Below are 15,331 nucleotides of genomic sequence, written 5' to 3'. Positions count from 1 at the left end.
TTCAGGCCGTCCGCAGGAACCGGTCGAGCACCCGTACCCCGAAGTGCAGGGCGTCCACGGGGACCCGTTCGTCCACGCCGTGGAAGAGGGCCTGGTAGTCGTAGCCCTCGGGCAGCCGCAGCGGGGTGAAACCGTAGCCGGTGATGCCCAGCCGCGAGAACTGCTTGGCGTCCGTGCCGCCGGACATGCAGTACGGCACCACGTGCCCCTCGGGCGCGAACTCCTCGACGGCGGCGCGCATCCGGGCGTACGTCGGTGAGTCGACCGGCGACTGGAGGGCGACCTCGCGGTGGGCGAACTCCCAGTCCACGTCCGGCCCGGTGAGCCGGTCGAGGGTGGCCCTGAACTCGTCCTCACCGCCCGGCAGACACCGTCCGTCGACGTAGGCGGTGGCCTCGCCCGGGATGACGTTGAGCTTGTAACCGGCGTCCAGCATGGTCGGGTTGGCGCTGTTGCGGACGGTGGCCTCGACCAGCGCGGCGGCCGGCCCGAGCTTGTCCAGCAGGGCGTCCACCTCGGTCAGGTCGCTCTCGATGCCGTACAGCGCGGCGAGTTCGGTGAGCGCGGCGCGGACCGTGGGGGTGAGCCGCGGCGGCCACTCGTGCTCGCCGATGCGGGTGACGGCCGCCGCGAGCCGGGTGACGGCGTTCTCCCGGTTGACCTTGGAGCCGTGTCCGGCCCGGCCGCGGGCGGTCAGCCGCAGCCAGCCGGTGCCGCGCTCGCCGGCCGCGATCGGGTAGATCTGCCGGCCGGCGCCGTCGTGGAAGGTGAACGCCCCGGACTCGCTGACGCCCTCGGTGCAGCCCTCGAACAGCTCGGGGTGGTGGTCGGCGAGGAACCCGGAGCCGTCGACGGCGCTGGCCTCCTCGTCGGCGGTGAACGCGATCACCACGTCCCGCCGGGGCCGCACGCCCTGCCGGGCCCAGCCCCGCACGACGGCCAGGATCATCGCGTCCATGTTCTTCATGTCGACCGCGCCGCGCCCCCAGACCACGCCGTCGCGGACCTCCCCGGAGAACGGGTGCACGCTCCAGTCGGCGGCCTCGGCCGGGACCACGTCCAGGTGACCGTGGAGCAGCAGCGCGTCCGCCGACGGGTCGCTGCCCTCGACGCGGGCCACGACGTTGGTACGGCCCTCGGTGCGCTCCAGCAGGACGGGGTCGAGGCCCGCTTCGGCGAGCCGGGCGGCGGCGTACTCGGCGGCGGGGCGCTCCCGGCAGTCGCCGCCGCCCCGGTTGGTGGTGTCGATCCGGATCAGGTCGGACGTGAAGCGGACGACCTCGTCGAGGGCCTGCTCGTCAGCCATAGGTCTCCTCCACGGCGGCCGAGGCGATCGTGGTGACCGCCTTGAAGGTCCTGATGCCCTCGTACATGGTGCCGGTGGTGTAGGCCACCTTCCGCTCGCCGGTCTGCTCGACGCCCGGCACGACGGTCGAGGCCGCCGCCAGGTGCTCGGCGTCGAACTCGACGGCGACGGTGAACGGCCCGCCGGACACCGGCTCGTGGCGCACCGCGAGCGAGGCCGCCTCCTTGGCCGCCGCCCGGATGTCGGCGGCGGTCCTGGCGGGTGTCCGGCACACCGCCGCGTACCGCGAGACATGGTCCTTGACCGCGACCTTCAGCGCCTCGGGCGCGTAGCCGAGGGCGTCCTCGCAGGCCACGTCGTCCCCGGTGACCAGCACCACGGGGACGCCGTACTCGGCGACGACATGCGCGTTGAGCAGGCCCTCGCTGGCCCGTACGCCGTTCAGCCAGACGCCGGTGATCTGGTTGGCGAGGTAGGTGTGGGCGAGGACGCCCTCCATGCCCGCGCCCGCGTGGTAGCCGACGAAGGCGATGCCGTCCACGTCGCCGTGCTGCACGCCCTCCACCATCGACAGCGCCTTGTGCCGTCCGGTGAGCATCTGCGCCCGCTCGTCCAGCTCCTCCAGGAGCAGGTTGCGCATGGTCCAGTGGGCCTCGTTGACGAGGACCTCGTCGGCGCCGCCGTCCAGGAACCCCCGTACGGCGGCGTCGACGTCCGAGGTGAACATCGACCGGCACCGCTCCCACTGCGGCGTGCCCGGCAGCACGTCGGCGGGCCAGGTCACCCCGGTGGCGCCCTCCATGTCGGCGCTGATCAGGATCTTCATGCTCCGTCACGTTACGCGCCACGGGACGAACCGACCAGCGAGACCGGACATCAGGTCACCCGGTGTGGATACGGTCCACGAGGATGTCGATCACCAGCGGGGTGCGCGGCCCGAAGCCGAGCAGCACGCCGTCCTCCAGTGTGACGACCCGGCGGTCCGCGCCCGCCGGGGTCTGGGCGATGCCCGGGATGCCGGCCAGGCCGTCGAGCCCGCCCACCGATTCCAGCCCCTTGTCCATCATGAGGATGACGTCGGGCCGGGCCGCGACGAGGGCCTCGCTGGTGAGCGGGGTGAAGGGCCTGTCGAGGCCGGTCTCGACGCCCGCGTCGACCGCGCCCGCCGCCTCGATCAGGGAGTCGGCGCCCGACCCCTTGCCGCCCATCAGGTAGACGGCCGCGCTGCCGCGCAGGTACAGGAAGGCCACCTTGGGGCGGCTGCCGTCGGGGACGGCGGCGCGGGCCGCCGCCAGTTCCCGGTCGGTACGGGCGTTGAGGGCTTCGCCGGCCGCGGGGACGCCGAGCGCCTCGGCGACCCGGGTGGTGCGGGTGGCGACGCCGTCCAGGTCGGTCACGGGGTCGAGGACGACGACCGGGACTCCGGCGTCGCGGATCTGGTCGATCGCCTCCTTCGGCCCGGTGTCGGTGTCGGCCAGCACCACGCTCGGCCGCAGCGACAGCACGCTCTCGGCGCTGACGTCGTGCGCCTTGGTGACCAGCGGGAGCTTCTCCGCCTCGGCGAAGGTGGCGGTGATGTCGCGGCCCACGACGCGGTCGCCGAGCCCCAGCGTGAACACGGTCTCGGCGACGCCGCCGTTGAGCGGCAGCACGCGCGAGGCGTCGGTGACGGTGACCTGCCGGCCGTCGGACGACTCCACGGTGACCGGCAGTTCGGGGGTGGGAGCCGGGCCTTCGAGCGGCGTCAGGGTGTTCTCCGCCAGTCGCCGCTCGGCCGCGGCGGCCCGCTCACCGGCCGACGCGGGCGCCTTCGTCCCGGAGGTCGCCTGCGACGCACCTCCGCAGCCGGTCACCGCGAGCGCGAGGGCGAGGACGACGGGGGCCGGCCCCCGGCGCCATGACGACGAACGGTCTCTTCCGGACATGCGCATCGCTCGCCCTTTCGGTTCTCGGGAGTCACACAGTTGAGACTTAGCTTAGGTTAGGTTTACCTTATTCATCATTGGTGGGGGTGATGCTGTGAACAGCGCAAGTGCTGTGCGTTGCAGTCGAGTTGTGGGAATCGCCGCGATGGCGCTGGCGCTCTCGGCGGCACCCGCGTCGGCCGCCGGTGCCTCGGCGACCGGCCCCGAGGGGCAGAAGCTCACGGTGTCGAAGACGTCCGGCCTGGACCCGGCGGGCGAGACGGTGACGGTGTCCGGCACCGGCTACAACACGGAGAAGGGCATCTACGTCGCCTTCTGCGTGGACAACGGCGCCGGCAAGACGCCCACGCCGTGTGTCGGCGGCGTCGACATGTCGGGCGAGTCCGGCGCCTCCGTCTGGGTCTCCTCCGACCCGCCGTCCTACGGCGAGGGACTGGCCGAGCCCTACGGCGGCAGCGGGCACAAGGGCACGTTCAGCGTGCGGCTCAAGGTGCGGGCGAAGGACGCCAACACCGACTGCGCCAAGTCCGGCGTCACCTGCGCGGTGATCACCCGCAACGACCACACCCGGGGCGGCGACCAGTCGCAGACGGTACGGGTGCCGGTAACCTTCGGGAGCGGCTCGGACGGCGGCGGTACGCCGGGGAACGGCACCTCGGCCACGCCGGGCAGCACCGCGAGCACCCCGGGCGCCACCGCGACCGGCGGCACCGGCACGGGCGGCTCCGGCTCGGGCTCCGGTTCCGAGACCTCCGACGGTCCTCTGGCCAGTACCGGTTCGGCCGCCCTGACGATCGGGGGCACCGCCGCCGCACTGGTCGCGGCCGGCACCGGCACCTGGTTCCTGGCGCGCAGGCGCCGCACCCGGCGCGCCGGCTGACGGCGCCGCACCCGATTCCCCGAGGGAGACCGGAAGATGACCAAGAGACCCGGCGTCGCCGCCGCGGCGGGCGGTGCCCTGCTGGCGCTGCTCGGCCCGAGCCCGGCGACGGCGCAGGACGCGGAGGACCTCCCCCGCGGGTCCCGCGAGATATCCGGCGGCTACACGAGCTGGACGACGGGCAACACCCGACTGTCCGACGCGGCCGTGTCGTTCGACGTCGCCGAACCCGCCGTGCGCGACGCCGCGGACCGCGCCTGGTTCCCGGCCGCCGGAGGCGGCACGGACCCGGCGGCCGGCACGGCACGGGTCGAACTGGCGGGCACCGCCCGGCTCACCGACGCCACCGCCGCGGCGTCCCCCCTCGTCCTCGGCGGCCTGCGGCTGGACCTGCGGGACGGCACCGGCACCCTGCGCACCCGGACGGTGACCGGAGGCGAGGTCCGCGAACTCGCCCTGGCCGACCTCACCTCGGGCGGCCCCGCCCCCGCCGTCCGTGCCTCGGGCGTGACCTGGAGCGGCCTGGACGCGGCCCTCACCGAGGAGGGCGCGCGGCTGCTGTCCGCGTGGAGCGGACGGGAGTTCACGGCGGGCGACGGTCTCGGCCGGCTGGCCGTGACGGTGGGCACCGGAAGCACCGCCGAGACTCCCGCGGCCCCGCGACCGGCGCCGAGCGACACCCCGGACGGCACCCCGGCCACCACCCCCACCACACCGCCACCGACGGCGGAACGGGACGCACCGGCCGCCGCCGTACGGCACACCACCCTGACCCCGGGCGGCGAACAGACGGTCACCGGCACCGGCTTCACGCCCGGCGAGATCGTGCTCGTCGCGATCGACGCGGACACCCGCTACCAGACGGCGGCCGACGAACAGGGACGCCTGACCCGTTCCTTCCCGGTCTACGCCACGGCCACCGAGGGCGCCCACACCGTCGAACTCACCGCCGTCTCCGGCGGGCACCGGGCAGCGGCCCGGTTCGGCGTACGCGCCTCCCACTGACCCCCACTCCATCCCTGAAAACCCCTGTGAAAGGCAAGTGGCCCTCATGAGAGCTGTCCTCTCCCCCTTCTCCACCGCCCGTACCACCGCCCGCACCACCGCCCGCGCCGCCCTCGCCGTCGCCGCCTCGGCGGCCCTGACCCTGGGCCTGGCCGGCTCCGCCTCCGCCGCCACCTCGACCCGGACCGTCGTCGACGGCTCCACCACCTACAACCTGTCGGTGACCGCCCCGGACTCGGCCGCCGCCGCGGGCCAGGTCATCACCGTCACCGGCTCCGGCTTCAACCCGTCCCAGGGCATCTACGTCGGCCTGTGCGTCGTAGAGGGCGCGCCGGGCGCGGCCAAGCCCACCCCCTGCCTGGGCGGCCAGGACGAGAGCGGCTCGACCGGCGCCTCGCACTGGGTGAACAACACCTTCGGCGGCCTGTTCGCCAACAGCTCCAAGTTCGGCACCGGCGGCACCTTCAGCGCCCAGATCTACGTCAAGGCCGCCCTCGACGACGGCAGCGTCTGCGGCGAGGACGTCACCTGCGCCGTGGTGACCCGCGCCGACCACCTCGACTCCGGTGACCGCACGTACGACGTCCACGTCCCGATCACCTTCCAGTGACCGGCCGCTGACCCGTCTGTGACCACCTCTGAGGACCACCATGGCAGTTGACACAACGGTCCGGCGCAGACGCCCGGCGGCGCTTCTCGGCGCCGCCGGGCTGGTGCTCGCCTCCGTCGTCGCCGGCTCGGCCGCGCAGGCCGCCGACACCCCGCGCACGGGAATCGGCGAGGACGGCCAGAAACTCACCGTCTCCGCCTCCGCCGGCCTCGACCCGGCCGGCGAGACCGTCCGGGTGACCGGCTCCGGCTACGACACGACCAAGGGGATCTACGTCGCCCTGTGCAAGGACAACGGCGACAACCGCGTCCCGTCGCCCTGCCTCGGCGGCGCCGACGTCACCGGCGGCGGCAGCGCCTCCCGGTGGATCGTCCCCGCGGACGACCCGTACGCGGGCGACCTGGCCCAGCCCTGGGGCGCCGGCGGCACCTTCGACGTCGACCTGGAACTGACCGCGCGGGACAGCGGCCTCGACTGTCTCCAGGTCGCCTGCTCCGTCGTCACCCGCGTCGACCACCGCGCGAGCGGCGACCGCTCCCAGGACGTCCGCGTCCCCGTCGCCTTCGAGGGCCAGGAGCCCGGGGACGGTGGCGACGACGGCGGTGACGGCGTCGACGTACCGCCCGGCACCGTGAGGTACGCGAAGGCCGCCGAGTTCACCGCCGCCGGCAAACCGCTGGACCTCCTCCTGCACCCGGACTCCGGCAAGCTCTACGTCGGCGCCGACAACATCGCCGACACGGCGGACGTCAACGAACAGGGCCTGTACGTCCTGGACCCCGCCGACGGCACGGTCCGCAGCCACATCAGCCAGGCCCCCGGCGCCACCGGTACCCTGGCCGGCCGGCGGATCGCGCGGATCGCCGCCCCGCTGGCCGGTGACGGCGTCGTCTTCCACTACCCGCTGCGCGGCATCGGCACCGCCCAGGACGGTGACGCGAGTGCCCGGGGCGTGTGGCTGACCGGCGCCACCGTCACCGGCGTCGGCCCGGGCACCGAGGCCGCCACCACCCTCGTCCAGCAGGGCGGCACCCTCTCCGAGATCGTCACCGCCACCGGGGCCGTGGAGAAGACCCTCACCCTCGACGGCGGCACCGCCCTCGGCACGGACACCGCGCGCGGCCTGGCCTGGTCCGGGGTGGCCGGCGGGCGGCTCAGCCGGATCGACACCGGCTCCTTCACCGTGACCGCCACGGCGGAACTCCCAGCGGACACCCTCTGGTTCGTGACCCCCGACCCCGCCACCGGCAACGTCTGGGTGGGCAGCGGGAACACCGTCCGCGTCTACGACGAGGACGCCACGCTGCTGACCACCGTCCAGGGACCGGACCGGGCGGCGGACGTCGCCTTCGACCCGGCCACCGGCCGCGCGTTCGTCGTCTGGCAGGACAACGGCGACACGGGCGACGGGGGTGACAACAACGGCTCGCTGGGGGTGTACGACACCGCCACCTTCGAGGAGGCCGCGCAGCCCACCGCCCTCCCCGGCAACCAGGGCCAGCTCGGCCAGGCCGCCGTCGCCGTGGCCCCCGGCGGCACCGCCGTGTACGTGACCAACCCGGCCGAGGCGACCGTCACCAGGTTCGACCGCCGGATGTCCCCGAAGGTCACCCAGAGCCCCACCGACCGCAGCGCGGCCCCGGGCGACGAGGTCGCCTTCGTCGCCGCGGCCGAGGGCGCCCCCGAACCGGCCGTGCGCTGGCAGGTCAGCGCGGACGGCGGCCAGACCTGGTCCGCGGTCGAGAACGCCACGGCCACCACGTACACCTTCACGGCCAGGGCCGCCCACGACGGCTACCGGTACCGCGCGGAGTTCACCAACTCCGCCGGGACCACCCGCACCTCGCCGGTCACCCTCACGGTGACCGAGGAGAGCGGGGGCGGAGACGACGGCGGCGACGGCGACGGCGACGGCGGGAAGCCGCGGGACCCCTCCGGCACCCGGACCGTCACCGGCCCCGAGGGCCAGAAGCTCACCGTCACCCCGGTCAACGACCTGGCCACCGAGGACCAGACCCTGAAGGTCACCGGCACCGGCTACGACGAGGAGAAGGGCGTCTACGTCGCCCTGTGCGTCGACAACGGCGAGGGCGAGCTGCCCACCCCGTGCGTCGGCGGCGTCGACATGACCGGCGGTTCGCACTCCTCGGCGTGGATCTCGTCGAACCCGCCCGACTACGGGCAGGACCTGGCGACCCCGTACGGCGAGGACGGCTCCTTCGAGGTGGAGCTGACCGTGGACGCCCAGGACGAGTTCACCGACTGCCTCACGTCGACCTGCGTGCTCGCCACCCGCGCCGACCACACCCTCTCCGGCGACCGCTCCCAGGACGTGAAGGTCCCGGTCAGCTTCACCGGCCAGGACCCGGTGGACACGGACGACCCGGACGGCACTGCCCCACCGAGTGCCGGCGCCACCCCCGGCACCGGCTCCACCCCCGCCCCCGGCGCCACCGCCGGCGGCTCGGGCAGCTCGGGCGGCTCGGGCACCTCGGCCCTGGGCGGCAGCCTGGCCTCCACCGGCGCCACCGTGCTCTGGGCCGCCGCCCTCGCGGCCGCCCTGTCGGCCACGGGCTGGTTCCTGTACCGCCGCACCCGCCCGACGGGCTGATGACGGTCCCGCCCCGCCCACGGTCCTCCCCCGCTCCCGGCGGGGGAGGACCGTACGTCATCGCGTGCGTCCGGCGACCAGCCAGAGCGACGGCAGCTCAATCCGGGTGCCGTCGGGCCGGTACTCCGTGGTGATCAGCGGCAGTTCGCCGCGGAGCAGGACCGTCAGCCCGGCGGCGCGCAGCTGCTCCGGCAGCGCGTCGTCGGCCAGGGTGCCGGGCACGAGGCCGGCCCGCAGGACCGGCGCCAGCTTGGGCGGCGGCCCGTCGGCGCCCTCGGCGAGACCGGACAGGACGGGCACCGCCGCCTCGGACGGTTCGACGAGGAAGGCCCGGCCGCGTGCGCCGAGGAGGGCGGCGAGGGAGTCGGCCACCTGCTGCCGGTCCCCGGGCTCGCTCTGGTGCAGGACACCCCGCAGATAGACGTTGGCGTCGCCCAGTTCGGCGTGGAGCGTCCGCACCTCGCTCTTGTCGGCGGCGTCCAGTCGCCGGTACGCGGCCCGGCCTTCGGGGTCGGCGCGCCGGGCCCGGTCGAGCGCGGCGGCGGCCAGGTCCGCGCCGATGACGTGGGCGAAGCGGTCGGCGAGGTAGCGGGTCTGGGTGCCGTTGCCGCAGCCGAGGTCGACCATCGGCAGGCCGGGGTCGGTCAGGTGCGGTTCGAAGAGGGCGAGGTGACGGCCGGCGGTCAGGACGGGTTCCGCGTCCCAGAACACCGCGTGCGGCGTATCGGGCGCCTCGCGCCAGAACCCCTCCCAGGCGTCCCGGTACCGACGTGTCACGCTCATGCCCGACTCCCCCAGGTGCGACGGCCAGGCCCGTCCCGAGCGACGGGCCAGTACGGTCTACCGCGCACCGGTCCGGCCCACAAGCGGACCGCCTGTTCCTTCACCGGTCCTTCGTCGCCGTTCACCACTGGGAGGGACGGCGGGCAGGGCCGAGGGGGTCGGGCTCACGTCCCGGTCCGCTCAGTCCTCGTGGCCGAGCTGGAGGTCGCGTTCGGTACGGCCGCCGCCGGCCATGTGCAGCACCGTGGCGACCGGCGGGTAACCGGCGGCGATGACGGTGTACTCGCCCGAGGACAGGTCGACGAAGCGGAACGTGCCGTCGGCGCCGGTGGTGAGCGTGTCGACGACGTTCCCCGCGGCGTCCAGCAGGGTGACGCGGGCGTCCTCGACGGGCCGTCCGCCGCCGGCCCGGACGGTGCCCTTGAGCACGGCGCCGCCGGCGAGTTCGATGTCCTGCCGGGTCTCGCGGGACGCCTGGACGGTCACGGGGAGCGCGGCCGGGCGGAAGGCGGGGGCGCTGCCGGCCAGGGTGTACTCGCCGGCCACCAGCTCGGTGATGACGTAGCCGCCCTCCCGTCCGCTGCGGGTGCTGGCGACGACCTCGCCGTGCACGTTGGTGAGCGTGACGGTCGCGTCGCGGACGGGGGTGCCGTCGGCGGTGAGGACGGCGCCCGCGAGGCGTCCGGCGCCGCCGAGGACGACGTCCAGTTCGACGGGGCGCTCGCCCACGGTGACGGAGACGGCCTGCGGCTGGTGGCCGCCGGCGGCGGCGATCAGGACGTACGCCCCCGAGCCGGGGGTGGCCAGCGCGTACCGTCCGTCGCCGCCGCTGGCGCCGCGCCCGATCTGCTGTCCGGCGGCGTCGATGAGGGTGAGCGCCGCGCGGGGCACGACGGTGCCGTCGGGGTGCTGCACGGTTCCGCAGACCGGGACGCCGCCGGGGCAGGGCGAGCGGGGCGGGGCCGGGGTCCTGCCGCCCGGGGTGTGGGGACGGGCGGGCGGGACCGCGGCCGGGGGCGGGGGCGGGGTCTGCGCGGTCTCCGTCTCGGTCACGGGCGCGTTGTGGGACACGAGCGGTTTCTCCTTGAGGAAGAAGGCGAGGAACAGGCCGAGCACGAGCACCGGCACGAGGTACAGGAAGATCCGCGGCATGGCGTCGGCGTACGCCTGGATGTAGGCGTCGCGCAGCGCGGGCGGCAGGGCGTGGACGAGCTGCGGGGTGATGGCGTCGGCGTCGGGCAGCCCGGCGCCGGCCCCGGCGGGCAGCCGCACGGCGAGGGCGTCGGTGAGCCGGTCGGCGAAGAGCGTGCCGAAGATCGCCGCGCCGACGCTGCCGCCGATCTGCCGGAAGTAGTTGTTGGCGCTGGTGGCGGTGCCCAGGTCGGCGGGGCGCACGGAGTTCTGCACGGCGAGGACCAGGACGGGCATCACCATGCCGATGCCGGCGCCGAGGACGAACATCCAGACGCTGTACTGCACCCTGGGCGTGTCCGCGTCGAGCCGGGAGAGCAGCCACATGCCGACGACGGACAGGGCGCCGCCGAGGATCGGGTGGATCTTGTAGTGACCGGTGCGGCTGATGAGCTGGCCGGAGACGACGGAGGCGCCGACGATGCCGCCCATCATGGGCAGCATCAGCAGGCCCGACTCGGTGGCGGAGGCGCCGTCGACCATCTGGAGGAAGGTGGGCAGGTAGCTGGCGGCGCCGAACAGGGCGACGCCGACGACGAGTCCGATCAGGCCGGTGACGTTGAAGACGGAGTCGCGGAACAGGCGCAGCGGGATGAGGGGTTCGGCGGCGAAGCGCTCGGCGGCCAGGAAGAGCAGGGTGGCCGCGAGCGCCCCGGCGCCGAGCCCGAGGATGACCTTGGAGCCCCAGTCGTACTCGATCCCGCCCCAGCTGGTCAGCAGCACCGCGCAGGTGGAGGCGGCGGCGAGCAGCAGCGCGCCGAGGACGTCGAGGCGGGCCCGCGCCCGCGGCTTGGGCAGCTTCAGGACGAGGGCGACGACGACCATGGTGAGCAGGCCGAAGGGGACGTTGATGTAGAAGCACCAGCGCCAGGAGAGGTGGTCGGTGAAGTAGCCGCCGAGCAGCGGTCCGGCGACGGAGGCGAGGCCGAAGGCGGCGCCGATCAGGCCCATGAACCGGGCGCGCTCCCGGGGCGGCACGATGTCCGCGATGATCGCCTGCACGCCGATCATGAGGCCGCCCGCGCCGACGCCCTGCACCGCGCGGTAGGCGATGAGCTGGTCCATCGTCTGTGCCCGGCCGGCCAGCAGCGAGCCGACGACGAAGACCAGGATGGCGAACTGGAAGACGCCCTTGCGGCCGAAGAGGTCACCGAGCTTGCCGTAGATCGGCAGGCCGACGGTGGAGGTGAGCAGGTAGGCGGTGATCGCCCAGGACATCTTGTCCAGGCCGTGCAGTTCCCCGACGATCTTCGGGAGCGCGGTGGCGACGATCATCTGCTCCAGCGCGGCGAGCAGCAGCGCCAGCATCAGCCCGAAGAAGACCAGCCGGACCCGGCGCGGACTGAGCGCGGCGGCCGGTCCGGGCGCGGGCGGCCCGGCGGAGTCCGGCGGCGCGGCGGCGGCCGGCTCGTCCTGCACCAGAGTCATCCCGCCCACGTACCGCTCCCCTTGTCGCAATTCGTCGCCTGAGCGCACCATTCCCGCTCAGGCGACAACGGCGAAGACTCGCAAGGGGTTACGGCGTCCGGCGGGGACGCGTGGACATCACCCGAACCGGTGAGGCGGCCCCAACGGCCGCCTCACGTACGGACCTTGACTACTTCTCGACCTCGGCGGCGAGCTTGGCCAGCTCCGCGTCGCAGATCCGGGCGAGGCCCTTGGGGGCGAAGGTCTTCTCGAAGAAGCCGCCGATGCCGCCGGCGCCGTTCCACACCGTGGTGACGACGACGCGCGAGCGTCCCTCGCCGGACGGGGTGACCCGCCAGGTGGTGACCATCGAGGAGTTGCGGTCCTTCTCGACCAGTTCGCCGTCGGAGGGCTCGGTCACCTCCAGCAGGCAGTCGCGCACACGCTTGCTGGTGGCCTGGAGCTTCCAGTGCACGAGGGTGCCCTCGCCGTCACCGCCCTCGCGGACCTCGTACTCGCTGAACTGCTCGGGCAGCAGCTTCGCGCGGGTGCCGCTGTAGTCGGCGAGCGCGTCGAACACCGTCTCCGCGTCCGCGTTGACGATTCGCTCGGTCGTGGCCTCGACCTGCGCCATCGGGTACCTCCAGGGCCTGGTGCTGAGGGGTCGGGGCAAGCCAACCACCCCGCCGCCCGGCCACCAAATCGAAGGGCGCCCGGCGGCCGGGGGCGGGCGTCCGGACCTCGGGCCGCACGATCAAGGGAACATGTGTTCTATTCTGTGGGCCTGCACTACCGAGGAGGCGCCATGCGCTGGGAGAACCTCTCGGAGTCCGGCCACGGCCGGGCCTCCGACGCCGCGCTGTTCGACGCGGACGCGGTCACCACCCGCACCTTCGACATGCCGGAGTTCCGGGGGGTCACCTTCCACGAGGTGCGGGCCCGCTCGATCGTCAACCGGGTGCCGGGTGCCTCGCGGATGCCGTTCGAATGGACGGTGAACCCCTACCGGGGCTGCACGCACGCGTGCGTCTACTGTTTCGCCCGCAAGACGCACAGCTATCTGGACCTCGACACGGGCCTGGACTTCGACAGCCAGATCGTGGTGAAGGTGAACGCGCCCGACCTGCTGCGCCGCCGCCTGGCCTCGCCCTCCTGGCACGGGGAGCACATCGCGATGGGCACCAACGTCGACTGCTACCAGCGGGCGGAGGGCCGCTACCGGCTGATGCCGGGGATCATCGACGCCCTGACCGAGCACGCGAACCCCTTCTCCATCCTCACCAAGGGCACGCTGATCCTGCGCGACCTCGACGCGCTGACCCGGGCGGCCCGGGTGACGGACGTGGGCATCTCGGTGTCGGTCGGCTTCACCGACGCCGACCTGTGGCGCACCGTGGAGCCGGGCACGCCCGCGCCGGAGCGGCGCCTGGACGTCGTACGGGCGCTGGGTGAGCGCGGCATCGGGTGCGGGGTGCTGATGGCGCCGGTGATCCCGTTCCTCGGCGACGATCCCGGCCGGCTGCGGGCGACGGTACGGGCGATCGCGGCGGCCGGGGCGACGTCCGTGACGCCCCTGGTGCTGCATCTGCGGCCCGGTGCCCGGGAGTGGTTCATGGCGTGGCTCGCCCGGCACCACCCCTACCTGGTGCGCCGCTACGAGCGGCTGTACGCCGAGGGCGCCTACGCGCCGAAGTGGTACCAGCGCCGGATCACCCGGCAGGTGCACGACCTGGCCCGGGAGTACGGCATCGGTCCGGCCCGCGCGGGGGCCTCGCGGCGGATCGCGGAACCGGAACCGGAACCGCCCGCTCCCGCGGAGCCCGAGCCGACCCAGCTCACCCTGCTCTGAGCCGGGCTCGCGCCGCCGGGCGTCTCGGGGCGGGGGCCTCGGGGGGGTCTCGGGGGGTCTCGGGGGGCTCGGGGCGGGCGTCTCAGGGCGGGCGTCTCAGGGCGGGCGTCTCGGGGCGGGCGCGTTGTCAGACCCGTGATCCATGATGGGCCCATGAGCGAGCCGACCAGGATCCCCGCCCCCGAAGGCGTCTTCCCCGCAGCCCAGTACAGCCATGTCGTGGCGGCTACGGGCCGGCTCGTGGCCGTCTCCGGCCAGCTCCCGCTGGACGAGGAGGGCCGGATCGTCGGCGAGGGCGACCCGGCGGCCCAGGCCCGCCAGGTCTTCGAGAACCTGCGCCGCTGCCTGGCCGCCGCCGGCGCCGGCTTCGACGACGTGGTGAAACTGACGTACTTCGTCACGGACATGGCCCACATGCCGGCCGTCCGCGCGGCCCGCGCCGCCCACCTGCCCGACGACCGCCTGCCGGCCTCGTCGGCGGTCCAGGTCGCCGCCCTGGTCCGCCCGGAGTTCCTGATGGAGGTCGAGGCACTGGCGGTGGTCGCGCCGTGACCTCGTTCCAGGCACGGGGGATGACCCTGGCCGACTGCGAGCGCGTGGCCGAGATCCGCGTCCGGGGCCGGCAGCACGCCTACCGGGGGCCGATACCGCAGGCGTACCTGGACGGGCTCAGCGTCGCGGAGCACACCGAGCACCGCCGCGCCCACTCCGCCGCCACCCCGGCCGACGTGACGAACCTGGTCGCGCGGGACGACGACGGGACGGTCGTCGGCCGGGGCTGCCACGGACCGTACCGGGACGGCGAGACGCGCACGGCCGACGCCGAGCTGTACGCGCTCTGCGTCGATCCGCGCCACCTCGGCTGCGGGGTCGGGCGGTCCCTGCTCGGTGAGCCGGTCCGCCGCCGCGCCGCCGCCCGGTACCCGCGGATGCTGCTGTGGGTGCTCCGGGGCGACACCCGCGCCCGCCGCTTCCACGAGCGGGCCGGGTTCCGGGCGGACGGCGGCGCGGAGCCGTTCGAGGTGGCCGGGATCGCGGTGCCCGAGGTGCGGTACGCGCGGGCACTGGCCGCCTGACGGCCCGTCACTCCCCGGGAGGCAGGCGCCTCAGGGCCCGTGCCGCCGCCTCGGCCAGCGCCGGATGGGCGAGGGCCTCGGTCAGCACGGGTCTGGCCCGGGGGTCGCCGAGCGCGCCCAGCCCCTCGACGCAGGCGAGCGCCACCCGGCGGTACGGGTCGTGCGGGCGCAGCCGCCGCTTCAGGGTGGTGATCAGCGCGGGGACGGACTCCGGCGCGCGCAGCCCGGTCAGCAGCCGGACCGGGTGCAGGGCGTAGGCGACGCGCAGTTCGTTGGTGGCCAGGGCGGCGGCGGCCCGGGCGGTGCGGGGGTCGCCGAGGCGGGCGAGGGCGTACGCGGCGGAGGCGCAGCGCGGCGGGTCACGGTGGTTGAGGAGCAGCACCAGCGCCTCGAAGGCCCGCCGGTCCCCCGCCAGCCCCAGCCGGAACGCGGCCAGTTCCCTGGCCCAGAGCGGCTGTCCGGGTCCGGTGAGCACCTCGGCCAGTTCGTCCTGGTCCGCGGTCGCCACCAGACGGTCGTACACCGGCGTCCCGCCCGCCTCCGCCCGCAGACGCTCCGTGAGCGCGCGCACTTCTTCGTCCATGCGTCCGAGGCTAGGGCCTGTCGTTTGGATCACGCCGCAGACGCGGGGTCTGGCACGCGCATCTGCGGCGTTGTCGTCACTCGCCGACTCCCCCACGCTCGGCTG

14 protein-coding genes are annotated in these 15,331 nt (G+C 74.3%); 7 read left to right on the top strand and 7 right to left on the bottom strand.

All coding sequences use genetic code 11. The features are described 5' to 3' along the window. Nucleotide 1: 1 nt before the first annotated feature. The 3 genes from ACIQR3_RS37375 to ACIQR3_RS37365 are packed head-to-tail and all read right to left on the bottom strand — an operon-like array spanning nucleotide 2 to nucleotide 3,237. Nucleotides 2-1,306, bottom strand: a complete 1,305-nt coding sequence (locus ACIQR3_RS37375) for a M20/M25/M40 family metallo-hydrolase (RefSeq protein WP_403545928.1) — start codon at nucleotides 1,304-1,306, stop codon at nucleotides 2-4. Beyond that, nucleotides 1,299-2,132: a M55 family metallopeptidase gene (locus ACIQR3_RS37370; protein ID WP_403545926.1), complete on the bottom strand. Its 834-nt coding sequence runs from the start codon at nucleotides 2,130-2,132 to the stop codon at nucleotides 1,299-1,301. The genes ACIQR3_RS37375 and ACIQR3_RS37370 overlap by 8 nt, the downstream gene beginning before the upstream one ends. Before the next feature lie 55 nt (nucleotides 2,133-2,187). Continuing rightward, nucleotides 2,188-3,237 (bottom strand): hemin ABC transporter substrate-binding protein, encoded by a 1,050-nt coding sequence (locus ACIQR3_RS37365; RefSeq protein WP_403545924.1) that lies wholly within the window; start codon nucleotides 3,235-3,237, stop codon nucleotides 2,188-2,190. 124 nt (nucleotides 3,238-3,361) lie between these two features. On the opposite strand from ACIQR3_RS37365, the gene ACIQR3_RS37360 reads away from it, so the two are divergent. Genes ACIQR3_RS37360 through ACIQR3_RS37345 form a run of 4 tightly spaced genes read left to right on the top strand, consistent with a single transcriptional unit; the run spans nucleotide 3,362 to nucleotide 8,337 of the window. Next, nucleotides 3,362-4,111, top strand: coding sequence for a hypothetical protein (locus ACIQR3_RS37360; RefSeq protein ID WP_403545922.1), 750 nt, complete (start codon nucleotides 3,362-3,364; stop codon nucleotides 4,109-4,111). Nucleotides 4,112-4,147: 36 nt separating this feature from the next. Next, the gene (locus ACIQR3_RS37355) at nucleotides 4,148-5,116 is read left to right on the top strand and encodes a hypothetical protein (RefSeq protein ID WP_403545920.1); all 969 of its coding nucleotides are present in this window, start codon (nucleotides 4,148-4,150) and stop codon (nucleotides 5,114-5,116) included. 46 nt (nucleotides 5,117-5,162) lie between these two features. Further along, entirely contained in the window at nucleotides 5,163-5,726 is a 564-nt protein-coding gene (locus tag ACIQR3_RS37350; RefSeq protein WP_403545918.1) for a hypothetical protein, read from the top strand. Between the two features lie 40 nt (nucleotides 5,727-5,766). Next, nucleotides 5,767-8,337 (top strand): YncE family protein, encoded by a 2,571-nt coding sequence (locus tag ACIQR3_RS37345; RefSeq protein WP_403545916.1) that lies wholly within the window; start codon nucleotides 5,767-5,769, stop codon nucleotides 8,335-8,337. Nucleotides 8,338-8,394: 57 nt separating this feature from the next. Here ACIQR3_RS37345 and ACIQR3_RS37340 read toward each other — a convergent pair whose 3' ends face one another. From ACIQR3_RS37340 to ACIQR3_RS37330, 3 genes are all read right to left on the bottom strand, one after another. Continuing rightward, complete coding sequence (locus ACIQR3_RS37340) at nucleotides 8,395-9,120, bottom strand: methyltransferase domain-containing protein (protein ID WP_403545915.1); 726 nt, start codon at nucleotides 9,118-9,120, stop codon at nucleotides 8,395-8,397. Between the two features lie 180 nt (nucleotides 9,121-9,300). After that, a complete protein-coding gene (locus tag ACIQR3_RS37335; protein WP_403545913.1) occupies nucleotides 9,301-11,748 on the bottom strand; it encodes an MFS transporter in 2,448 nt (815 codons plus the stop codon). Between the two features lie 160 nt (nucleotides 11,749-11,908). Next, nucleotides 11,909-12,352, bottom strand: a complete 444-nt coding sequence (locus ACIQR3_RS37330; RefSeq protein ID WP_403545911.1) for an SRPBCC family protein — start codon at nucleotides 12,350-12,352, stop codon at nucleotides 11,909-11,911. Nucleotides 12,353-12,523: 171 nt separating this feature from the next. On the opposite strand from ACIQR3_RS37330, the gene ACIQR3_RS37325 reads away from it, so the two are divergent. The 3 genes from ACIQR3_RS37325 to ACIQR3_RS37315 all read left to right on the top strand — a co-directional run bounded on the left by ACIQR3_RS37325 (nucleotide 12,524) and on the right by ACIQR3_RS37315 (nucleotide 14,643). Further along, a complete protein-coding gene (locus ACIQR3_RS37325; RefSeq protein WP_403545909.1) occupies nucleotides 12,524-13,567 on the top strand; it encodes an Rv2578c family radical SAM protein in 1,044 nt (347 codons plus the stop codon). Nucleotides 13,568-13,720: 153 nt separating this feature from the next. After that, nucleotides 13,721-14,119, top strand: a complete 399-nt coding sequence (locus tag ACIQR3_RS37320) for a RidA family protein (RefSeq protein WP_403545908.1) — start codon at nucleotides 13,721-13,723, stop codon at nucleotides 14,117-14,119. 20 nt (nucleotides 14,120-14,139) lie between these two features. After that, nucleotides 14,140-14,643 carry a GNAT family N-acetyltransferase gene (locus ACIQR3_RS37315; protein ID WP_403545968.1) on the top strand — a complete coding sequence of 168 codons (504 nt, stop codon included), beginning with the start codon at nucleotides 14,140-14,142 and terminating at the stop codon, nucleotides 14,641-14,643. Nucleotides 14,644-14,650: 7 nt separating this feature from the next. Here ACIQR3_RS37315 and ACIQR3_RS37310 read toward each other — a convergent pair whose 3' ends face one another. After that, a complete protein-coding gene (locus ACIQR3_RS37310) occupies nucleotides 14,651-15,226 on the bottom strand; it encodes an adenylosuccinate lyase (protein ID WP_403545906.1) in 576 nt (191 codons plus the stop codon). Nucleotides 15,227-15,331 lie beyond the last annotated feature (105 nt).

This window comes from Streptomyces sp. NPDC090994 (assembly GCF_044768905.1).
Taxonomy (GTDB): domain Bacteria; phylum Actinomycetota; class Actinomycetes; order Streptomycetales; family Streptomycetaceae; genus Streptomyces.
The sequence above is the reverse complement of the archived record's forward strand: the minus strand, read 5'-3'. Positions and strand labels throughout refer to the sequence as shown.